The organism is Arhodomonas aquaeolei DSM 8974 (genome assembly GCF_000374645.1).
GTDB lineage: Bacteria > Pseudomonadota > Gammaproteobacteria > Nitrococcales > Nitrococcaceae > Arhodomonas > Arhodomonas aquaeolei.
The window spans coordinates 308,292-327,827 of record NZ_KB894800.1 but is presented as its reverse complement, the minus strand read 5'-3'; the positions used below and the strand labels follow the sequence as shown (position 1 = coordinate 327,827).

Sequence of the window (19,536 nt, the reverse complement as noted above, 5' to 3'; positions counted from 1 at the left end):
GCCGGCAGTATACGGGGCGCGAGGGACCTCATGCAGCAACCGCGAACGCAGGCACCGGGGGCCTCGGTGGCCGTAGCCGGGGAGACGATGCACACGCTGCGGCAGATCGACGAGTGGTTCGCCCGGCCCAAGGGCACGGCCTTCCGCGCCTTCAAGGCGCTGCGCCGTGAGGGGGCGCTGACCGAGGGGCGGGACTTCCGGCACCTGGACGCCGCCGAGCACGGCGAGTGGATCGAGCAGCTGCGCGCCGGGGGCGACGTCTACCGGGCCACCGTTCATGCCGTGGTTTTCACCACCGGTGCCGCGCAGCGGCTGGGCGGGCGGATGACGGATATTTCCGATAGCGGTTAGCCTAAAACCAATTATTCTTTTTTGTTATATTCCAGCCGCTGCTAGAGTCGCAGTGGTTTATTCACGAACGACGTCACAGGGACACATCCAAGGAGGTCGACATGGCACTTCGCATCGGCGACACCGCCCCCGATTTCACCGCAGCCACGTCCGAGGGGACGATCAACTTCCACGAGTGGGGCGCCGGTAGCTGGGTGGTGCTCTACAGCCATCCCGCGGACTTCACCCCGGTGTGCACCACCGAGCTCGGCCGCACCGCCAAGCTCAAGGAGGAGTTCGACAAGCGTGGCGTCAAGGCGATCGCGCTGTCGGTGGACTCCGTCGACGATCACAAGAAGTGGATCGACGACATCAACGAGACCCAGAGTACCCAGGTCAACTTCCCGATCATCGCGGACGAGGACCGCAAGGTCTCCGAGCTCTACGACATGATCCACCCCAACGCGGACGCCTCGGCGACCGTGCGTTCGGTGTTCATCATCGATCCGAACCACAAGATCCGCGCGACCATTACCTACCCGGCGTCCACGGGCCGTAACTTCGGCGAGATCCTGCGGGTGATCGATTCCCTGCAGCTTACCGACAACTACGGTGTGGCAACCCCGGTGGACTGGGTGGACGGCGAGGACTGCGTCATCGTCCCGACGATCTCCAACGAGGACGCGAAGCAGCGTTTCCCCAAGGGCTGGAAGGAACTGCGCCCCTACCTCCGGCTGACCCCGCAGCCGAACAAGTAAGCGGCGGCAGCCGTCTTTGCCCGGGCGTGCCGGTCCCGTGGGGGCCGGCTCGTCGCGGCTGATCCTTAACCGACCCGGGTGCTATCATCACCGCTTCTTTCGGTGATCGGCGCCCGTAATGGCTTCATTCCCGGAAATCCTGGGTGCACTGGCACCCTACGAATGGCAGCCCCTGGTCACCCTGGTGGTGGGCGGGGCGCTGGTCCTGTTCCTGCGTGGGCTCGCCGCCGGGACCCGGCCCGGGGGTTGGCGCGTGGCGGCCTTCCTGCTCGGCCTGGCGCTGATGTACGCGGTCACCCAGACCCGCTACGACTACTACGCGCAGTACGTCTTCTTCATCCACCGCCTCCAGCACCTGGTGCTCCATCATGTGGCGGCGGTGCTCATCGCGCTGGCCAATCCGCTGCCGGTGCTCGCCGCGGGTATGCCGGCCGGGTTGCGCGAGCGGGTGATCCGGCCGCTGTGGCGGGCGCGGCCCGTGCAGTGGGTCTATCGTACGCTGCAGTTCCCGCCGGTGGCGGCGCTGCTGTTCGTTGGCCTGATCTACTTCTGGCTGATCCCCTCGATCCACTTCGACGCCATGCTCAGCCGCGATCTCTACGCGCTGATGAACTGGAGCATGGCCATCGACGGCATCCTATTCTGGTGGCTGGCGCTGGACCCGCGGGCGCCGGGGCCGGGGCACTACAGCGTCGGCTTCGGCAAGCGCTGCCTGATGCTGGCGGCGGTGGCGTTCCCCCAGATCGTGCTCGGGGCGTACATCGTCTTCGCCGACAGCGACATCTACCAGATCTACGACGTCTGCGGGCGGCCCTGGCCCATCAGTGCCTCCACGGACCAGACCATCGGCGGGGCGCTCACCTGGATCCCCTCGGCGATGATGAGCGTGCTCGGTGTGGTCATCGTCCTTGCCTTCTGGCATCGCCACGAGCGCGGCGCCGAAGGCCGCCGGGCGCGAACCGCACCGGCGTCCGCGGCGTCCACCTGATTACGGGAAAATGATCGAGGTTCGACCCATGCGAGAGATGCGAACGGCCGCGGTGACGGCGATGCTGGCCCTGCTGCTGGTGGCCTGCACAAGCGGTGACTGGCGCACCAAGGATATCTCCGGGATGATGCCGGAGCTCGCCTTCAACCTGACCAACGAGAACGGCCAGTCGGTCACCGCCGAGGACTATCGCGGCAAGGTGACGCTGCTGTTCTTCGGTTACACGTTCTGCCCGGACGTCTGCCCCGTCACCCTCGCGCGGCTGAGCCGCATCCTTGGCAAGCTCGACGAGGACGCCCGCCGGGACGTGCAGGTGCTGTTCGTGAGCGTGGACCCGCGGCGGGACACGCCGGAGCGGCTGCGCGCCTACACCAGCGCCTTCGGCAAGGACTTCATCGGCCTGACCGGGACCCAGGACCAGCTCAAGGCGCTGAACAAGCGCTACCGCGTCACCTACGGCTACGGTGAGCCGGACGAAAACGGCAACTACGTGGTCTCCCACAGCGGTGCGGTGTTCGTGTTCAACCGCGCGGGCGAGGCGCGGTTGCTGGTGCGCGACAGCGACCCGGTGGAGGCGGTGCTCGCGGACCTGCGCCGGATCATCGAGTCCGGCTGAGCCCGCCGGCCCGGGACCGGGCCGGCGGGCGGCTGATCACCCCTCCGGGAAGAGGTCCCGGTCGGTGACCGCGCCGTAGCACGCGGAGCTCACGAGCTTCGCGTACTTGCCAAGAACGCCGCGGCGGTAGTTCGGCGGGCGCGGCTGCCACGCCTCGCGGCGGCGGGCCAGGCTCGCCTCGTCGACGTCCAGCGAGAGCAGGTTCCGGTCGGCGTCGATGGTGACCGTGTCGCCCTCCTCGACGAGGGCGATGGTGCCGCCCACCGCGGCCTCCGGCGCCACGTGGCCGACCACCATGCCGTAGGTCCCGCCGGAGAAACGCCCGTCCGTGATCAGGCCCACCGAATCCCCGAGCCCGCGGCCGATGATCGCCGAGGTCGGGGCGAGCATCTCGCGCATGCCGGGGCCGCCCTTCGGCCCCTCGTAGCGGATCACCAGCACGTCGCCTGCCTGGATCCGGTCCGCGAGGATGGCCTCCATGGCCTCCTCCTCGGAGTCGAACACCCGCGCCGGGCCGCTGATGCGGCGCTTCTTGATGCCGGTGACCTTGGCCACCGCGCCCTCCTCGGCGAGGTTGCCGCGGAGGATGGCGAGGTGGCCGTGCTCGTAGATCGGGTTGTCGAAGGGGTGGATGATGGACTGCTCCGCCGGGGGCTGCTCGGGCACGTCGGCGAGCAGGTCCGCCAGTGGCTCGCCGGTGATGGTCAGGCAGTCGCCGTGGAGCAGGCCGTTGGCGAGGAGGATCTTGAGCACCTGCGGGGTGCCGCCGACGGCGTGGAACTCCGTCGCCAAGTACGTGCCGGAGGGCTTGAGGTCGCAGAGTACCGGCACGCGCTGGCGGATGCGCTCGACGTCGTCGATGGAGATGTCCACCTCGGCGGCCTGGGCGATCGCGAGCAGATGGAGCACCGCGTTGGTGGAGCCGCCCACCGCCATCACCAGGGTGAAGGCGTTCTCGAAGGCCTTGCGCGTCATGATGTCGCGGGGCAGGCGCTGGTGGCGGATCGCGTCGACCAGCACTTCGCCGGCGCGCTCGGCCACCTCGCGGGCCTCGTCGTCCTCGGCGGCGACCGTGGAGGAACCCGGCAGGCTCATGCCCATCGCCTCGAACGCCGACGACATCGTGTTGGCCGTGTACATCCCGCCGCAGGAGCCGGCGCCCGGGCAGGCGTTCCTCTCGATGGCGTTGAGCTCCTCGTCGGACATGTTGCCCGCCGCATGCTGGCCCACCGCCTCGAAGGCGCTCACCAGGTTGAGCGTGCGGCCCTCGTAGTAGCCGGGCTTGATGGTGCCGCCGTAGACGAAGATGCCGGGGATGTTCAGCCGGGCCAGGGCTATCATGGCGCCGGGCATGTTCTTGTCGCAGCCGCCGGTGGCGAGGATGCCGTCCAGGCGCTGGCCGTTGCACACGGTCTCGATGGAGTCGGCGATGACCTCGCGGGAGACCAGCGAGAATTTCATCCCCTCGGTGCCCATGGAGATGCCGTCGGAGATGGTGATGGTGCCGAACTTCACCGGCATCGCGCCGGCGCGCTTGAGCGCGGCCTCGGCGCGCTCGGCCTGGGCACCGATACCGAGGTTGCAGGGGGTGATGGTGGAGTGGGCGTTACCGACGCCGACGATGGGCTTGTCGAAGTCCTCGTCGGTGAAGCCCACGGCGCGCATCATCGCCCGGTTGGGCGTGCGTGCCACCCCCTGGGTGATCACTCGGCTTCGGCGGTTGTCGGCCATGATTGTTCCTCGCTGGCTTTCTCGGCGTGAGCGGATAGTGCTCGGGGACGAGCGTTCCCGAAACAAGTTAAATTACGAGAACTGGCGGAATCAGGCAATGCGCCGCCCCTTGCCTCTTGGCGGGCGGCGTGAATAATGAACCCCTCGGGGCAGGCGCGCCGGCTAACGGTCATGGCATCCATCGGTCCACCGGCAGTATCCATCGGCAACGGTCAGCGGGCCGCCGTTCAGGCGGCGGCCCGGTCGCGTGAGCTTGCCGCCCGGGACCGTGAGGTTCGTGCCCACGAGCGGGCACACCAGGCCGCCGGCGGCGCGCATGCCGGCGCCATCAGCTACGACTACCGGCGCGGTTCCGGGGGCCGGCGCTATGCCGTCGGTGGCGAGGTGGCGCTGGATCTCTCCCGGGAGGGCTCCCCCGGCGAGACCCTGGCGAAGATGCAGCAGGTCCGCGACGCGGCGCTCGCACCGACAACACCATCGGCGGCGGATCGCCGTATCGCGGCCACCGCCGCGGCGCGGGCGAACGAGGCCCGCGCCGAGCTCGCCCGCGGCGACGCCGCGCTCGTGCAGCGCGACAGGCCTGGCGGCGCAGCGGCGGGCGGGGGTCCCACCGGCCGCTACGCCGAGGTTGCAGCGATGACCGGCGGCGAGCTCATGCGGCTTGGTGGCCGCCTGGACCTGAGCGCCTGAGCCCGTCCCGGCCGTTTTTGCCGATCCGCTCAACGCGAGTGCCACGCGTGCGTGGCCTGGCCCGGCGTGTCCCGGCACGGGTAAGCCGGTTGACCGGATCCGTCCAACCAGGAGGCAGCATGGGCAGTCCCCGCGCGCGCTACGAGCAGGCGCTGCGACGCGACGATTTCGTGCACGATCCCGCCCAGGCCCGGGCGGTGGATGCCCTCGAGGGGCTCTACCAGCGGCTGTGCGCCGCCGGCCCGCGGCCGGAGCCGGCCGGCGGGGGGCTCGGCGGGCTGTGGCGGCGCCTGCGCGGCGCGCCGGAGACCGTGGAGCCGGAGACCGGCGTGTACCTCTGGGGCAGCGTTGGCCGGGGCAAGACCTGGCTGATGGATATCTTCTACGAGAGCCTGCCCTTCGAGGCGCGGCGACGGTTGCACTTCCACCGCTTCATGCGCGCCGTGCATACCCGGCTGAGGACGCTCAGCGACCGCCAGGACCCGCTGGACATCATCGCCGCGGAGTGGGCGGCGGACACCCGGGTGCTGTGCTTCGACGAGTTCTTCGTCTCCGATATCGCCGATGCCATGCTGCTAGCCGGGCTGCTCCAGGGGCTGTTCCGGCGCGGGGTCACGCTGGTGGCGACCTCGAACATCCCGCCCCACGAGCTCTACTGGGACGGGCTGCAGCGGGAGCGTTTCGTCCCCGCGATCGAGCTGCTCGAGCGCCACACCGAGGTCATCCCGGTCGATGGCGACACGGACTATCGCCTGCGCTTCCTCGAGCAGGCGGAGATCTACCATACCCCGCTGGACGCCGAGGCGGACGCGGTGCTCACCGAGGATTTCGATCACGTCCGTCCGGAGGGCGGGGAGGTGAGCCACGAGACCGTGCTGGAGGTGGAGGGCCGGGACATCCCGGTGCGGCGCCTGGCGGACGGGGTCGTGTGGTTCGCCTTTGATGCGGTCTGCCGGGGGCCGCGCAGCCAGAACGACTACATCGAGCTCGCCCGCCAGTTCCATACGGTAGTGATCTCCGACATCCCGGTGTTCGACCGCGACACCGAGGATGACGCCCGGCGCTTCATCAACCTCGTGGACGAGTTCTACGACCGCGCCGTCAAGCTGATCTGCTCCGCCGCCGCCGAGCCGGAGGCCCTTTACCAGGGGCACCGGCTCGGCTTCGAGTTCGAGCGTACCGCGAGCCGCCTCACGGAGATGCAGTCGCGCAGCTACCTCGCCCTGCCTCACCGGCCCTAGACACCGGTGGCCCGGGCGGCTCAGCCGCCGGCGTGCTGGCTGGCCTCTATGCCGGCGGGGCCGCCGTTCGCCTCCAGCACCGTCGTGCCGTCGGGGTTGGCGAGTCGCAGCCGGCGGGCGAGGGCGCGTCCGGCCTCCTCGCGGCCGGGGCGCGGGGTGACCTCCATGCGGGCGCGGAAGGTCCCGTCCGGGGCGACGTCCGCCTCGCCGTCCACCGCGAACACCCCGCCTTCGGCGGACAGGGTCGCGTCGATGCCGCCGTTCCCGCCGGGTGCGAGGTCGAGGGTGAGGGTGCCAAGCGGGTAGCGCTCGCCGAGGTTCAGCGCCGCGGATTCCCAGCGCAGGCGCCCGTCAGCGGTGACCGGCCGGCGCCCGTCGACCACCAGGCGACGCAGCGTGGCGTCGAGGATGCCGTCCACGGTGAAGGCCAGGCCGCCGCGGCGGGCCCAGTCGAGCACGGTGTCCACGTCCAGGCGGGCGAGGGCGTCGCGGACCTCGACGCGGCCGCCGGGCGCGGCGGCGAGCTGCGCGGCGAGGTCACCGTTGTCGCCGCGGGCGCGGAGCGTCGCCTCCAGCCGGCCGCCGAGCAGGGCTGCCGGGTGAATCCGCCACTCCACGCCGTGCAGGGTGGTGCCGCGGTAGGTTAGCCCCGTGGCACGGCCGGACCAGACCGTGCCTTCCGGTTCGTGCAGACGTACCGGCACGATGTCCCCCGCCACGGACCAGGCGACCCGGGCGGGGAGGGTGATGGCGGTGGTGACCAGGGCACCGAGGAGGAACAGGGCGAGTAGCCCGATACGCCGGCCCCAATGCCTCACGGAGACGGCCCCTGGAGCACCAGCCGGGCGTCGACGCGCCCGGGCGTGCCGGTGGCCCGGAACGAGGCGGAGCCCGCCTGTATCCCGTGGCTGTCGCGCAGGCCGGCGAGCCAGGGCACGAGGCCGTCGAAGGCGGCGCCGTTGAGGGTGACGCGGGCCTCCGCGTTGCCGGCGGGCTCGATCCGCTCCAGTGCCTCGCCGAGACCGGCCTGCCGGGCGCTCTCCTCGACGAGGACGTAGACCGCCCTCGGGTCCGTGTGCTCCGCTCCCCCGGCCTGCCGGCGCTGCCGCAACGCCTCCGCCTCGCCGGCGTGCGCGCGCATCCACGCGAGATCGGTCTCGGCGGCGGCCAGGCGGTCGTGCAGCGCCGGCCCCGCCTGGCGCGGCGGCAGCCACAGGCCGAAGAACCAGGCGATCACGGCGAGCGCGACGGCGCCGGCGATCAGGATGCGCCGGTCGCGGGGGGCGAGGTCGTGCCACCAGCGCCTCATGAGCCCGTCTCCACGTGCAGCCGGCCGCTGACGCCGTCGGCCTCGCGGGTGACGTTGCGTACCTCGACGGTGAGCCCGGCATCGGCGAGGCGCCGCTCCAGGGCGTCGACGCCGGCGAGCTCTGCAGTCTGAACGGCGAGCTCGGCACCGCCCTCCCCCCAGGTCAGGCCGGTGAGCCGCACCGGGCCCATCACGGGCGCGACGCGGGTCAACAGGGGCAGCAGGCCCGCCGCAGCGCTGCCGCCGCCGCGCAGGGCGGCGAGCCGGCTCTCCATCTGCCGGCGCGGGTACACCGGCGTGCCGGCGTCCGGGAATGCCTCCGTGAAGATCGACGCAATATCGGCCTCCCGTGCGGCAATGGTCTGCTCCAGATGCCACTGCGCCAGCCATCCCCGGGCCGTGTCCGCCAGCATTACCACCGCGAGCAGGATCGCCGCAGTGCGCCAGACCCGCCAGCGCCGCCGCCAACGGCCGGTGCCCCCGGTGTCCACCGGCCGCAGCCCGATGGCATGGCGGGTGTCCAGGTTCTCGGCGAGCAGGGCGGGGACGTCGGTGACAGTGTGGCGCTCCGCCTCCGGCGCCACCTCCGGCAGGGGCAGCGTCGCGCCGGGGGTGAGGTAGGCCACCAGCCGTGGCGGGGCGTCGTCGCCGGCCTCGCTCAGGGCGGCCTCCAGGAACAGCGCGAGGACGTCGCTCTCGCAGGCGAAGCCGGTCTGGACCCCGGTGCGTACCAGCGCCCGGTCGCCGGCGACCAGTATCGTCCACGCGTGCTCGTGGCGGGGCAGCGCGAGGTAGTCCGGGTAGATCTGCTCGGCGTGGATGCCGGTGCGGGCGAGCCGCTCCTCCCAGGCCTGGAGGGTGCGCGCGGCGACCACCGCCACATGGACCTCCCCGGCGGCGTTGCGCTCGCCGAGCAGGAAGTGTAGCGCCTCCACGTCCTCACTGAGCTGATCCTCCATGGCCCAGGGTACCGCCTGGGCCATGCGCTGGCGGCTGCGCACGGGCATGGCCACCCGGGTGGTGAGCACGGCGGTCCCGGGCGCGAGGGCGTAGACGCGGCGCGAGCGCGCCAAGGCCGCGGGGTCATCCTCCGGGCCGGCCCCGGTCAGCCGGCCCTGGGCATCCAGGCAGCGTGCGGCCAGGGGCACGTCCGCGTCGGCGGCGATTTGGACGATCAATCGCGGGCGCATTCGCCTGACCTTCCGTTAGAGCGAATCCCTTTATCCGTATTGTCACCGAAAACCCGGGGAGCGCCAATGTTCACGGCGGCGTCTCGCCGCGGTAGATCACCTCGATCGGTCCGTCCGTCGTGCGGTGTATCACCGAGTAGTGCGTGGCGTTAACGCGGCCCAGCGAGACCCGGGCGGTCACCAGGAAATAGTCGCTGTCGACCCTCAGCCAGGTCCGTGGCAGCTCCGGCTGAGCCAGTGAGGGGGCGAGCTGCAGGGCCGCCTCGACGCTGGTGAGGGTGGTGTCCCTGCGGCCAGCGACGAGGGCACGAACGTCGCTGGCGGCGACGTCCGGGTGCAGCGCTGCCAGCAGCTCCGGCGGGGCGGTGTTGAGGTTGATGCCCTCGGCCTCGACGGGCAGGGCGGTGACCCGGCCCTGCAGGGCGGCGAGGACGGCGTCGTCGACGCCGCGGATCAGGCGCAGCCCGGAGGCACCGGCCAGCGGGGCGTTGGCCGCGCGGTACGGCGGCTGCTGGCGGGTGTAGAAGTCGTCCTCGGCGCCGCCGGGGAAGCCGGGCTGGAGGTCGTCGTCGATCCAGTCCTCGATCGCCGGCGCGATGCCCGCCGCCGGCGCGGTGGGCACCGCCGCGCCCACCAGGCGCTCCAGCGCGGCGGCGGCCAGGCGCCGGCGCTGCTCGTCGCCGGCGGCGAGGGCATTGAGATTGAGCCGGCCCTGGAGGTCCTCGATGGTCACGGTGATGGTCGCGCCGCCCTCGTTTACCGGCGGGAGCTCGCCATACCAGGCGTCGCCGGCGCCGTCGGCGTCGTTGTCGCCGCGGTCGCGGGCGAGGATGTCGACGGCCACGGCCTCGGCGGCGAGGGCGTACTGCCACGCCTGGCCGTCGGCGACGACGTTCTGCGTGCGCCGGATCGCGAGGTGGCCCTGCCACAGCAGCGCGGTGGCCGCAGTGGCCGCCAGCGCGGTGATCAGCACCGCGGTGATCAGGGCGACGCCCCGCTGCCGGTATCGGGATGCGCTCATGGCAGCAGGAACACCCGGCGTAGAATGCCGTATTGGGGGTGGCGCAGGCTCACGGCGACCGCGCGGGGCAGCACCGGCACGTCGGTGTCGGCGTTGGCCGGCGGCGGCCAGGTCGGCTGCCAGTCATCGAACAGGAAGCGGAAGCCGACCTCGGTGACCCCGTCGAGGAGGACCGTCCGCGTGACCTGCGGCTCGTAGGGGCTGTCCACCATCGCGTAGCGCTCGCGCACCAGGGCGCCGTCGCGCACCGCGTAGGCGATGCGTTCGAAGTGGCTGCGTCGGCGTCCCAGCGGGTTGGGGCGGCCGCCGTGCACGAGCATGAGGGTATCGCCGTCGGCGTGCAGCGGCACCTGCGGGTCGCCGCGGCGGTCGCGGTAGCCCCGGAGCGGGGTGGCGCTGCGGAAATCCCGGGCCATGACGGTGAACGCCGTCTGCACCGAGGCTAGGCGGGCGGTCTCGGTATCGACGCGTTCCCGGGTGTCCATCACCGTCGCGAGCCCGCCGTAGGCGATCACTGAGACCACCGCGAAGATCGCCACTGCCACCAGCAGCTCGATCAGGGTGAAGCCGCCGCCCCGGTTCACGGCTGCAGCCCCGGATCGCGGAGCACGCCCTGCAGCGTCGTTACCGTGCGTTGCGGGTCGGCGGGGGCGGCCACCGCGATGCGTACCCGGCGGACGTGCTCGAACTGGGTGGCCTCGACGGTGACGGTCAGCGGCCACTCGCGGCCGGCGAACGTCCGCCGCTCGGTGCGCCGGCCGGTGGCCCAGACGCGCCGGGCCTGCATCTCGGCGAGGCGGTTGTCCGCGATCCAGTGTGCGAAGGTGCGCTCACGCAGGCCGCCGGCGGCGTCCGCGGAGAGGGTGGCGGCGCGCACCGCCGCGGCCAGGGCGATGGCGAGCACGGCCAGGGCGACGAGCACCTCCACCAGGGTAAAGCCGTCTCCGCGGGACGGTCCGTGCCGTTCACCCCGCCGTGTCGCCATCGCCGGGGCCCTCCAGCCGGAGCTCGCCGTTGATCCGGCCGATGATGCGCCAGACGGTGTCCGTGCCCTCCTCGGCCACCACCAGGGTGAAGGGGCTGACCTCACCGCTGGGGTAGAGCACGACCGCCGGGCCCGCAGGGGGCGCCGCCTCCGGCGTGCGACCGTCGTCGTCCGGCGTCACCGCCAGGCTCGTCCGCTCTGGCAGCGGGGTGTCGGCGAGGACGGTGTCGCCGGTCAGTGCCGCCCAGCCGTCCGGTGTCGCGCGGGCGAAGCGGTAGCCCGTTTCGGTGATGACCAGGGCGATGGGGGTGCCGCTCAGCACGCTCTCCTCGCCGGCGAGCTTCAGGCGGGCGAACAGTCGCTCGGCGCTGCGCTGCGCTGTCCGGTCGTCCCCGCCCCCCAGGCGGATGAGGGCGAGCGAGAGCACGATGCCGATGATGACCAGCACCACCAGCATCTCCAGCAGGGTGAAGCCGTGGCGGCGGAGGGCCGCCGGGTGTCCCACGGGAATCCGGACGATGTCCGCCAGCCCGCCGCCATGGCGGCCGGGGCCGGTTGCCGGCGACACTCTGGGCCGGGTCACGGCCTCACCCGTCGTCCGATTGCAGGTTGAGGCTGCTGATGTCGGCGTCCGCCCCTTCGCCACCGGGACGGCCGTCCGCCCCGAGGGTGATGATCTCGACGCGCCCGCCGTCGGCATCCTGGGGGCCGAGGTACTTGTAGGGATGGCCCCAGGGGTCCATCGGGAGCTCGCGGAGGTAGCCACCGTCCTGCCAGTTCTCCGGCTCCGGCGGGGTGTCGGGCCGTTCCACCAGGGCCTTCAGGCCCTGGGCGGTGGTCGGGTAGCGGAAGTTGTCGAGCTTGTACATCTCCAGCGCATTCTCGATGGTGCGCAGGTCGTGGCGCGCCTTGGTCAGCCGGGCCTTCTCCGGGTTGTCCATGATGTTGGGGACGGCGAAGGCCACGAGGATGCCGATGATGACCACCACCACCATGATCTCGATGAGCGTGAAGCCGCCCGTGCGACGGCATGGCGGTGACGTGCGGGCGGACGAAGCGCTTGGGTTCCAGGACACGGGGGCCTCCGGGTCGGTCAGCGGCCGACGAGCTGGTTGAGCTCGAATATCGGCAGCATGATGGACAGGACGATGACCAGCACGATGCCGCCCATCACCACGATGAGCAGCGGCTCGAACAGGGCCAGAAGGGTGCCGATGAGGCCGTCGATCTCGCGTTCCTGGCTGGCGGCGGCACGCTCGAGCATTGCCTCGAGGTTGCCGCTGCCCTCGCCGCTGGCGACGAGGTGGACCGTCATCGGCGGGAACTGGCCGCTGGCCTCCAGGGCCGGGGCGATACCGGTGCCCTCGCGGATGCGGGAGGCGGCGTCGGCCACGGCCTCGCGCATGGGCAGGTTGGCGATCACGCCGGCGGAGATGCGCAGGGCCTCGAGCACCGCCACGCCGCTGCCCATGAGGATGCTGAAGGTACGCGCGAAACGCGCCGTGTTCAGCCCCCGCGTGAGTCGTCCGACGAGTGGCAGCCGCAATAGTGACGCATGCACGCGGCGGCGGAACGCGGGCCGGCGCAGCGACAGCGAGAACATCACCGCCGCCGCCGCCAGGACCAGCACCAGCGCCCAGCCCCAGTCCCGCAGGAAGCCGCTGGTAGCGATCAGCCCGCGGGTGAGTGCCGGCAGTGCCTGGCCGGTGTCGGCGAACACCCGGGTCACCTTGGGCACGACATAGGTGAGCAGCAGCGTGACCACGCCGATGGAGATCACCACCAGCGCGAGGGGGTAGATCAGCGCCTGCTGCACGCGCTGGCGCATCTGCTGGCGCTTCTCGACGTAGTCGGCCAGGCGTTCGAGGACGATGTCCAGGTGTCCGGTCTGCTCGCCCGCGGCGACGGTGGCGCGGTAGAGCTCGCTGAACACCCGCGGAAACGCGTCGAGACCGGCGGCCAGGGGATGGCCTTCTACCACCCGGGCGCGGATGCCGGTCACCACCCGCCGGACCGCCGGGCGTTCGCTCTGGCGCGCCACCGTGCGCAGCGCCTCCTCCAGCGGGGTGCCCGAACCCACCAGGGTGGCGAGCTGGCGGGTGAACAGCACCAGCTCCGCGGTGCGGATGCGCGCACGCCCGCCGGCCAGGCCGGTGCCGCGCTCGCGCCGCTCCCGGATCTCCTCGACGGCCACGGGGAGCCAGCCGCGCTCGCGTAGCTGCTGGCGGACCTGGCGGGGGCTGTCGCCCTCCAGCACGCCGCCGTGCTCGCGGCCCGCGGTGTCCAGTGCGGTGTATTCGTAGGCTGCCACTTAACCCCTCTCCCGGCGGGTCGGAGCGGTCCGCCGCGGGCTCATTCCTCGGTGGTGACGCGCACCACCTCCTCCAGGGTCGTCTCGCCGGCGAGTACCCGGCGCATGCCGTCGGCGCGCAGCGCCGGGGTGCGGCGGCGCGCGTGGGCCGCCATTGCCTGCTCCCCGGCGCCGTCGTGGATGAGCCCGCGCATGGTCTCGTCGACGACCACCAGCTCGAACAGTCCGGTACGGCCGCGGTAGCCGAGGTCGTTACAGCGCTCGCAGCCGGTGGCGTGATAGAGCACCGGGGGTGTGGCCGGCTCGACGCCGAGCTGGGCGCACTCCGCGGCGCTTGCCGTGTACGCCCGGCGGCAGGCGGTGCACAGCCGGCGCACCAGGCGCTGGGCGAGTACGCCGACGAGGCTGGAGGAGAGCAGGAACGGCTCCACGCCCATGTCGCGCAGGCGGGTGACCGCCCCGATGGCGGTGTTGGTATGCAGCGTGGAGAGCACCATGTGGCCGGTCAGTGAGGCCTGCACCGCGATCTCCGCGGTCTCGAGGTCGCGGATCTCGCCGACCATGACCACGTCCGGGTCCTGGCGGAGTATGGCGCGCAGCCCGCGGGCGAAGGACATGTCGACGCGCAGGTTCACCTGGGTCTGGCCGACGCCGTCGAGGTAGTACTCGATCGGGTCCTCGACGGTGAGGATGTTGCGGCTGCGGTCGTTGAGCCGGGTAATGGCGGCGTAGAGCGTGGTGGTCTTGCCGGAGCCGGTGGGGCCGGTGACCAGCAGGATCCCGTGGGGGCGGTGGACGAGCGCGTCCACCTCCGCGCGCAGACCCTCGTCCATGCCCAGGTGCTCCAGGTCCAGGCGCCCTGCCTGTTTGTCGAGCAGGCGCAGCACCACGCGCTCGCCGTGACCGCCGGGCAGGGTGGAGACGCGGACGTCCACCGCGCGCCCGGCGATGCGCAGCGAGATCCGCCCGTCCTGGGGCACGCGCTTCTCGGCGATGTCCAGCCGGGCCATGACCTTGATGCGCGAGACCAGCAGCGGGGCCATGCTGCGCGGCGGTTCCAGGACCTCTCGGAGGATGCCGTCGACGCGGAAGCGCACAGTCAGCCGCGACTCGAAGGGCTCGATGTGCACGTCCGAGGCACCCTCGCGGATGGCCTCGGTGAACAGCGCGTTGATCAGCCGGATGATGGGCGCGTCGTCCTCGCTCTCGAGGAGGTCCTCCGGCTCTGGCATGGACTCGGCGAGGCGGGAGAGGTCCACGGCCTCGCCGATGTCCTCCATCGCCTGCATGGTCTCGCCGGAGCGCGTCTCGTAGGCCTGCTGGAGCAGCCGCTCGAAGTGATCCGCGTCCAGGCGCTCGATGTGCAGGGGTACGCCGAGGCTGCGGCGGAGGTCCGCGATCACGGTCAGCGGGGCGTCGGTGCGGCAGACGACGTCGGCGCTGCCGGCGCTCACCGAGCGCACGAGCACGCCGTGGCGGCGGGCGAAGCCGAAGGACGGCCGCCGGGCGTCGGCGCCGGCCTGGTCGTGTTCGCTCAGCGGTTCGGTGGCCATGGTGTTATCGCCCCCGCGTGAACGGCGCCGGCAGTGCGGGGCGGCCCAGCGGAGGCAGTACCGGTGCCACGTCGTCCGGCAGCAGTGCCACCCCCGCGTCGCGCCGGGCGCGCTGGCGCTCGCGCATGCTCGCGTACTTGTCACTGGCGTATCGCGTCATCGTCGCCTCGTCGCGCACGATGCGCGGGCGCAGGAAGACCATGAGGTTGCGCTTCTCGCTCTGCGCCGAGCGGTAGCGGAAGAGGTTGCCGAGCACCGGGATGCTGCCGAGCAGGGGCACGCGCTGCTCGGTCTCGCGGACCTGCTCGTCGAGCAGCCCGCCGAGCACCACCAGGCGGCCGCTGTCCACGAGCACGCTGGTGCTGATGGAGCGCTTGTCGGTGATCAGGTCCACGGCCCGGGTGCTCTCGCTGACGTTGGAGACCTCCTGCTGGATCTCGAGCATCACGGAGTCGCCCTCGTTGATCTGCGGCTTGACCTTGAGGATGAGGCCGACGTCCCGGCGTTCGATGGTCTGGAAGGGATTGACGTTGCTGCTGTCCGACGAGGCGGTGGTGTAGGAGCCGGTGACGAAGGGCACGTTCTGGGCCACAGTGATCTCCGCCTCCTGGTTGTCCAGGGTGACCAGCGAGGGCGTTGACAGGATGTTGGTGTCGGCGTCGCTCGCCAGTGCGCGCAGCAGCGCGGCGAAGCGCACCCCGCCGGCGAGATCGCCCACGGCGAGGCTCAGGCCCTGGCCGACGTTCGGGAGCTCCTGCTGGGACAGCGAACCGATGATCCCGGCCAGGCTGTCGCCGCCGCTGACGCTGTTGTTGCCGAAGCTCGTGCCGCCCACCGCGGTGTTGCCGTTGCCGCCGTCCACGGCCCACTGGAAGCCGAGCTCAGCGGCCATGTCGGCGGAGACCTCGGCGATGGCGGCCTCGATGAGGACCTGGGCGCGGCGGATGTCGAGCTTGTCGATGACCGCGGCGAGCTCGTTCTGCACGGCGGGGGGCGCGCTGATCACCAGCGAGTTGGTGGCGGCGTCGGCCTGGATGCTGACGGCCTTGCCGCTGCCGCCGGTGGTGGTGCCCTCGCCGCCAGCGCCGCCGTCCGTCGCGGCGGAGGGTAGGTTCTCGCTGACCGACTGCAGGACCTGCGCGACGTCCTCGGCCTTGGCGTAGCTCAGGTAGACCACCCGGGTGTCGCCGCCCTGGTCCGCGCCGGCGTCCAGTCGCTCGACGAGCTGGCGTACCCGGGCGCGCTGGGCGTCGGTGCCCATGACCACCAGGGCATTGGTGCGCTTGTCCGCCGCCACCCGGACCGCCTGGGCACCGGCCTCCTCGCCCTGGCCGCCGAGGACCTCGCCGAGGGTCTCCGCCGCGGTCTCGGCGGTGGCGTGCTCCAGCGGGATCACCTCGGTGGACGCGGCCCCGGCGCGATCGACCCGGCGCACGACGTCGGTGATCCGGGCCACGTTGCTGGCGTGGTCGGAGATGATCAGCGAGTTGGTCGGCGGGTAGGCCGCGAAATGGCCCTGCTGGGGAACCAGCGGCCGCAGTATCGGCACCAACTGGGCCACCGGCACGTTCTCTACCGTCAGCACCCGCGTGATCACCGCGTCGCCGGTGTCCTCGCCGTCCTCGCCGCCGAGCTGGCGGGCATTGACGTCGGGCACGATCTTGGTGACCTCGCCGGCGGGGATGGCGGCGAAGCCGTGGACCTGGAGGATCGAGAGGAATACCTGGTAGAGGGCGTCGGCGTCCATGGGCCGGCGCGATATGACCGTCACCCGCGCGTTCACGCGCGGGTCGAGCACGAAGTTACGCCCCGTGACCTCCGCCACGGTGTCCACCAGCGCCGAGATCTGGGCGTCCTTGAGGTTGAGCGTGATCTGCTCCTGCGCGCCGGCGGTGGTGGCGGCGAGCGCCGCCACGAATGCCAGGAGCACGGCGGTGGCCCGGCCGCGGGTGCGAAGGGCGTGACGGTACCAACGGAGGGCGTGGATCCACGCTGCCACTGCGCCTACCCCCCGTTGCCGAAGTTCAGAGTGATCTGCCGCTCGCTGCCGTTGCGGCGTACCGTCAGTGTAACCTGCCCGGCGTTGCCGAGACGCTGTAGCGCCTGTACCGCTGAGCCCTCGTTGTCGAGCCGTACGTCGCCTACCGCCGTGATGACGTCTCCCGGTTCGAGCGCGGTGGCCGAGTACAGGACGTCGCCGCCGCCGCGCAGGCGGAAGCCGACGAGCGCCCCGGCACTGTCGCGCACCGGCGTGGGTTGGAGTAGGCGCTGCACGGCGCCGGGGTCGGAAAGGAGCTGATCACGGTAGTCCGCCAGGGTCTGTGGCGCGGACGGCGTGCCGGTCGGTTGCGACGACGTGCGGGGCGCTGCCGTGCGTTCCTGCTGCCGGGGCGGGCTGGTCTTCTCGGGCAGGGTGAGGGTCTCGCGGTGGCCGTCGCGGCTGAGGATCACGCGATCCCGGCGAATCCCCTCCAGGCGGGCGCCGCCGGGCAGGGTGTCCCCGGGCCGGTAGAGGTGCTCGTCACCGCCGGCGGCGGCTATGATCGCCAGGCCCGTGTCCTCGCTGGGGCCGGCGACCACCCCGTGGAGGGTGAGGTCGAGCTGCGTCGGCGGTGCCTCGCGGGTGGGCGCCGGGGCATCCGCTTCCGGCGCGCGCCCGAACAGGTGGGCATCGACAACGGGCGCCGTGTCCCGGGACCGCGCGGCGGTGTCGCCCGGCGTCGAGCGTGCCGCCGGCTCCGGGGGCGGGGCGGTGTTATCGCGTGGCCACAGCTGCCAGCCGAGCAGTACCGCCTCTACGCCGAGCAGGACCACGGCCACGCCCGTGACGGCGGTGGCGAGGGTGATCTCGGCCCGGGAGCCGGGCTCGGCGAGGAGGCTGGACAGTGATATCACGCGCTCGGCGGCTCCACGCTCGGGGAGGGTTGTTTCCGCGGTTCCCGGAGGCAGGCCGGAAGCCGTCGGCGGTGGCGTTGACACCCGCTTTGGGGGACGCTAAGGTTACGACCGATATCGGCACCGTGTGCCTCCCCCACTGCTCAGCATAAGCTGGTCATATCCGCACTGCCATTTATTTATAGCCCCAATCCCGAGACGACGGATGTTCCTGTGGCGTTTTTCGTGTAATCGGTAAGGTGCTCCCGAGGGATTCAGGGCGTGAGCGCACCCGCCGCGGTATCCCCGATGGCCGCGGTGCGATGGGGCCGGGTAGTGCGTCCCGGTGATCGCGCGCAGCGCACGCTGCGGGGCGGCGTCGGTGGCAGCCACCAGCAGCGGCAGGCGTTCGTGCGTTCGGGGAGCCACCGGTTCGGCCTCCCGGGAGGGCACCCCCGGCATGAGGATTACAGAACAACGGGAACCGCGGAGGCAGCGCGTGCGTCGGTATTCGCGGACCTCTGCCTTCATCGACGACGACTGGTGGATGCGGCGAGGGTGCTCCGCCCCTCGCCCCGTGATCGCAACAACCTCACAGCCGTGCCATTCGTGCGCCGGTCATGGTGACCGGGCCGATGCCGTGCGCGGGGCCAAATCCATGAAGCAGTAGCTGATGAATCTCACGGAACTCAAACAGAAACCTGCGACCGAGCTTGTGGAGATCGCCCAGGAGCTGGGCATCGAGGGCATGGCCCGCAACCGCAAGCAGGACGTCATCTTCTCCATCCTCAAGGCCCAGGCCAAGAAGGGCGAGGACATCTGGGGCAACGGCGTACTGGAGATCCTCCAGGACGGCTTCGGCTTCCTGCGCTCGGCGGACAGCTCCTATCTGGCCGGCCCGGACGACATCTACGTCTCCCCGAGCCAGATCCGGCGCTTCAGCCTGCGCACCGGCGACACGATCTCCGGCAAGATCCGGCCGCCGAAGGAGGGCGAGCGCTACTTCGCGCTGCTCAAGGTCGACGAGATCAACTTCGAGCGCCCGGACGCGGCGAAGAATAAGGTCCTGTTTGAGAACCTTACCCCGCTGTTCGCCAAGGACCGCATGGTCATGGAGCGAGGCAACGGCTCCACCGAGGACCTCACGGCCCGCGTCATCGACCTCACCGCGCCCATCGGCAAGGGCCAGCGCGGCCTGATCGTCTCCCCGCCGAAGGCGGGCAAGACCATGCTGCTGCAGAACATGGCCCAGTCGATCACGAGCAACTATCCCGAGTGCTACGTGATCGTGCTGCTCATCGACGAGCGGCCCGAGGAGGTCACGGAGATGCAGCGCACCGTGCGCGGCGAGGTGGTCTCCTCCACCTTCGACGAGCCGGCGAACCGCCACGTGCAGGTCGCGGAAATGGTGATCGAGAAGGCCAAGCGGCTGGTCGAGCACAAGAAGGACGTGGTGATCATGCTCGACTCCATCACCCGTCTCGCCCGTGCCTACAACACCGTCGTGCCCTCCTCCGGCAAGGTGCTCACCGGCGGTGTCGACGCCAACGCCCTGCACCGGCCCAAGCGCTTCTTCGGTGCGGCGCGCAACGTCGAGGAGGGCGGCAGCCTCTCGATCATCGCGACCTCGCTGGTCGAGACCGGTTCACGCATGGACGACGTGATCTACGAGGAGTTCAAGGGCACCGGCAACATGGAGATCCATCTGGATCGCCGCATCGCGGAGAAGCGGATCTATCCGGCCATCAATATCAATCGCTCGGGCACCCGCCGCGAGGAGCTGCTGATGACGCCGGACGAGCTCCAGAAGGTCTGGATCCTGCGCAAGCTCCTCCATCCGATGGATGAGCTCGCCGCCATCGAGTTCCTGCTCGACAAGCTCAAGGACACCAAGACCAACAGCGAGTTCTTCGATTACATGAAGCGCTGAGCGGGCATC

20 protein-coding genes are annotated in these 19,536 nt (G+C 71.1%); 7 read left to right on the top strand and 13 right to left on the bottom strand.

Going from position 1 to position 19,536, the window contains the following annotated elements; genetic code table 11:
• Positions 1–30 precede the first annotated feature (30 nt).
• The 4 genes from C516_RS18180 to C516_RS0101385 all read left to right on the top strand — a co-directional run bounded on the left by C516_RS18180 (position 31) and on the right by C516_RS0101385 (position 2,692).
• Positions 31–351 carry a hypothetical protein gene (locus C516_RS18180; RefSeq protein WP_245558719.1) on the top strand — a complete coding sequence of 107 codons (321 nt, stop codon included), beginning with the start codon at positions 31–33 and terminating at the stop codon, positions 349–351.
• A 101-nt stretch (positions 352–452) separates the two neighbouring features.
• Positions 453–1,088 carry a peroxiredoxin gene (locus tag C516_RS0101395; RefSeq protein ID WP_018716563.1) on the top strand — a complete coding sequence of 212 codons (636 nt, stop codon included), beginning with the start codon at positions 453–455 and terminating at the stop codon, positions 1,086–1,088.
• Between the two features lie 118 nt (positions 1,089–1,206).
• Complete coding sequence (locus C516_RS0101390) at positions 1,207–2,076, top strand: cytochrome c oxidase assembly protein (RefSeq protein WP_018716562.1); 870 nt, start codon at positions 1,207–1,209, stop codon at positions 2,074–2,076.
• A 28-nt stretch (positions 2,077–2,104) separates the two neighbouring features.
• The gene (locus C516_RS0101385) at positions 2,105–2,692 is read left to right on the top strand and encodes an SCO family protein (RefSeq protein WP_211210549.1); all 588 of its coding nucleotides are present in this window, start codon (positions 2,105–2,107) and stop codon (positions 2,690–2,692) included.
• A 36-nt stretch (positions 2,693–2,728) separates the two neighbouring features.
• On the opposite strand, the gene ilvD is transcribed toward C516_RS0101385, so the two are convergent.
• Complete coding sequence (gene ilvD, locus C516_RS0101380; RefSeq protein ID WP_211210558.1) at positions 2,729–4,426, bottom strand: dihydroxy-acid dehydratase; 1,698 nt, start codon at positions 4,424–4,426, stop codon at positions 2,729–2,731.
• Between the two features lie 168 nt (positions 4,427–4,594).
• Between ilvD and C516_RS20265 the strand changes: the two genes are divergently transcribed.
• Together C516_RS20265 and zapE are read left to right on the top strand one after the other, a co-directional pair.
• Positions 4,595–5,113, top strand: a complete 519-nt coding sequence (locus tag C516_RS20265) for a putative metalloprotease CJM1_0395 family protein (protein ID WP_018716559.1) — start codon at positions 4,595–4,597, stop codon at positions 5,111–5,113.
• 119 nt (positions 5,114–5,232) lie between these two features.
• Complete coding sequence (gene zapE / locus C516_RS0101370; RefSeq protein WP_018716558.1) at positions 5,233–6,354, top strand: cell division protein ZapE; 1,122 nt, start codon at positions 5,233–5,235, stop codon at positions 6,352–6,354.
• 20 nt (positions 6,355–6,374) lie between these two features.
• Here zapE and C516_RS0101365 read toward each other — a convergent pair whose 3' ends face one another.
• The 12 genes from C516_RS0101365 to C516_RS0101310 form a co-directional block, all read right to left on the bottom strand.
• A complete protein-coding gene (locus C516_RS0101365) occupies positions 6,375–7,172 on the bottom strand; it encodes a type II secretion system protein N (protein WP_018716557.1) in 798 nt (265 codons plus the stop codon).
• A complete protein-coding gene (gene gspM / locus C516_RS0101360) occupies positions 7,169–7,663 on the bottom strand; it encodes a type II secretion system protein GspM (protein WP_018716556.1) in 495 nt (164 codons plus the stop codon). Before gspM ends, C516_RS0101365 begins: the two co-directional genes overlap by 4 nt.
• Positions 7,660–8,853 carry a type II secretion system protein GspL gene (gene gspL / locus C516_RS0101355; RefSeq protein WP_018716555.1) on the bottom strand — a complete coding sequence of 398 codons (1,194 nt, stop codon included), beginning with the start codon at positions 8,851–8,853 and terminating at the stop codon, positions 7,660–7,662. The genes gspM and gspL overlap by 4 nt, the downstream gene beginning before the upstream one ends.
• 70 nt (positions 8,854–8,923) lie before the next feature.
• Positions 8,924–9,874, bottom strand: coding sequence for a type II secretion system minor pseudopilin GspK (gene gspK, locus C516_RS0101350; protein WP_018716554.1), 951 nt, complete (start codon positions 9,872–9,874; stop codon positions 8,924–8,926).
• Positions 9,871–10,458 (bottom strand): type II secretion system minor pseudopilin GspJ, encoded by a 588-nt coding sequence (gene gspJ / locus C516_RS0101345; RefSeq protein WP_018716553.1) that lies wholly within the window; start codon positions 10,456–10,458, stop codon positions 9,871–9,873. The genes gspK and gspJ overlap by 4 nt, the downstream gene beginning before the upstream one ends.
• On the bottom strand, positions 10,455–10,859 hold the full coding sequence (gene gspI / locus C516_RS0101340) for a type II secretion system minor pseudopilin GspI (protein ID WP_018716552.1): 405 nt from the start codon (positions 10,857–10,859) through the stop codon (positions 10,455–10,457). The genes gspJ and gspI overlap by 4 nt, the downstream gene beginning before the upstream one ends.
• A complete protein-coding gene (gspH, locus tag C516_RS0101335) occupies positions 10,840–11,442 on the bottom strand; it encodes a type II secretion system minor pseudopilin GspH (RefSeq protein ID WP_169509117.1) in 603 nt (200 codons plus the stop codon). The genes gspI and gspH overlap by 20 nt, the downstream gene beginning before the upstream one ends.
• A gap of 4 nt (positions 11,443–11,446) precedes the next feature.
• Positions 11,447–11,935: a type II secretion system major pseudopilin GspG gene (gene gspG / locus C516_RS0101330; RefSeq protein WP_026320858.1), complete on the bottom strand. Its 489-nt coding sequence runs from the start codon at positions 11,933–11,935 to the stop codon at positions 11,447–11,449.
• A 17-nt stretch (positions 11,936–11,952) separates the two neighbouring features.
• On the bottom strand, positions 11,953–13,170 hold the full coding sequence (gspF, locus tag C516_RS0101325; RefSeq protein ID WP_018716549.1) for a type II secretion system inner membrane protein GspF: 1,218 nt from the start codon (positions 13,168–13,170) through the stop codon (positions 11,953–11,955).
• 41 nt (positions 13,171–13,211) lie between these two features.
• Positions 13,212–14,723, bottom strand: coding sequence for a type II secretion system ATPase GspE (gene gspE / locus C516_RS0101320; RefSeq protein ID WP_018716548.1), 1,512 nt, complete (start codon positions 14,721–14,723; stop codon positions 13,212–13,214).
• Between the two features lie 4 nt (positions 14,724–14,727).
• Entirely contained in the window at positions 14,728–16,722 is a 1,995-nt protein-coding gene (gspD, locus tag C516_RS18170) for a type II secretion system secretin GspD (RefSeq protein ID WP_018716547.1), read from the bottom strand.
• Positions 16,723–16,727: 5 nt separating this feature from the next.
• Positions 16,728–17,618: a type II secretion system protein N gene (locus C516_RS0101310; RefSeq protein WP_018716546.1), complete on the bottom strand. Its 891-nt coding sequence runs from the start codon at positions 17,616–17,618 to the stop codon at positions 16,728–16,730.
• Between the two features lie 652 nt (positions 17,619–18,270).
• Here C516_RS0101310 and rho point away from each other — a divergent pair.
• The gene (gene rho, locus C516_RS0101305; RefSeq protein ID WP_018716545.1) at positions 18,271–19,527 is read left to right on the top strand and encodes a transcription termination factor Rho; all 1,257 of its coding nucleotides are present in this window, start codon (positions 18,271–18,273) and stop codon (positions 19,525–19,527) included.
• The last annotated feature ends 9 nt before the right edge of the window (positions 19,528–19,536 follow it).

What these genes read in the sequence shown, in the direction of transcription:
- gspK (WP_018716554.1), bottom strand. Translation starts at nt 9,874, where the DNA reads ATGAGCGCATCCCGATACCGGCAGCGGGGCGTCGCCCTGATCACCGCG.
- rho (WP_018716545.1), top strand. Translation starts at nt 18,271, where the DNA reads ATGAATCTCACGGAACTCAAACAGAAACCTGCGACCGAGCTTGTGGAG.
- gspE (WP_018716548.1), bottom strand. Translation starts at nt 14,723, where the DNA reads ATGGCCACCGAACCGCTGAGCGAACACGACCAGGCCGGCGCCGACGCC.
- C516_RS0101385 (WP_211210549.1), top strand. Translation starts at nt 2,105, where the DNA reads ATGCGAGAGATGCGAACGGCCGCGGTGACGGCGATGCTGGCCCTGCTG.
- C516_RS20265 (WP_018716559.1), top strand. Translation starts at nt 4,595, where the DNA reads ATGGCATCCATCGGTCCACCGGCAGTATCCATCGGCAACGGTCAGCGG.
- gspL (WP_018716555.1), bottom strand. Translation starts at nt 8,853, where the DNA reads ATGCGCCCGCGATTGATCGTCCAAATCGCCGCCGACGCGGACGTGCCC.
- gspM (WP_018716556.1), bottom strand. Translation starts at nt 7,663, where the DNA reads ATGAGGCGCTGGTGGCACGACCTCGCCCCCCGCGACCGGCGCATCCTG.
- C516_RS18180 (WP_245558719.1), top strand. Translation starts at nt 31, where the DNA reads ATGCAGCAACCGCGAACGCAGGCACCGGGGGCCTCGGTGGCCGTAGCC.
- gspI (WP_018716552.1), bottom strand. Translation starts at nt 10,859, where the DNA reads ATGGCGACACGGCGGGGTGAACGGCACGGACCGTCCCGCGGAGACGGC.
- C516_RS0101395 (WP_018716563.1), top strand. Translation starts at nt 453, where the DNA reads ATGGCACTTCGCATCGGCGACACCGCCCCCGATTTCACCGCAGCCACG.
- C516_RS0101390 (WP_018716562.1), top strand. Translation starts at nt 1,207, where the DNA reads ATGGCTTCATTCCCGGAAATCCTGGGTGCACTGGCACCCTACGAATGG.
- zapE (WP_018716558.1), top strand. Translation starts at nt 5,233, where the DNA reads ATGGGCAGTCCCCGCGCGCGCTACGAGCAGGCGCTGCGACGCGACGAT.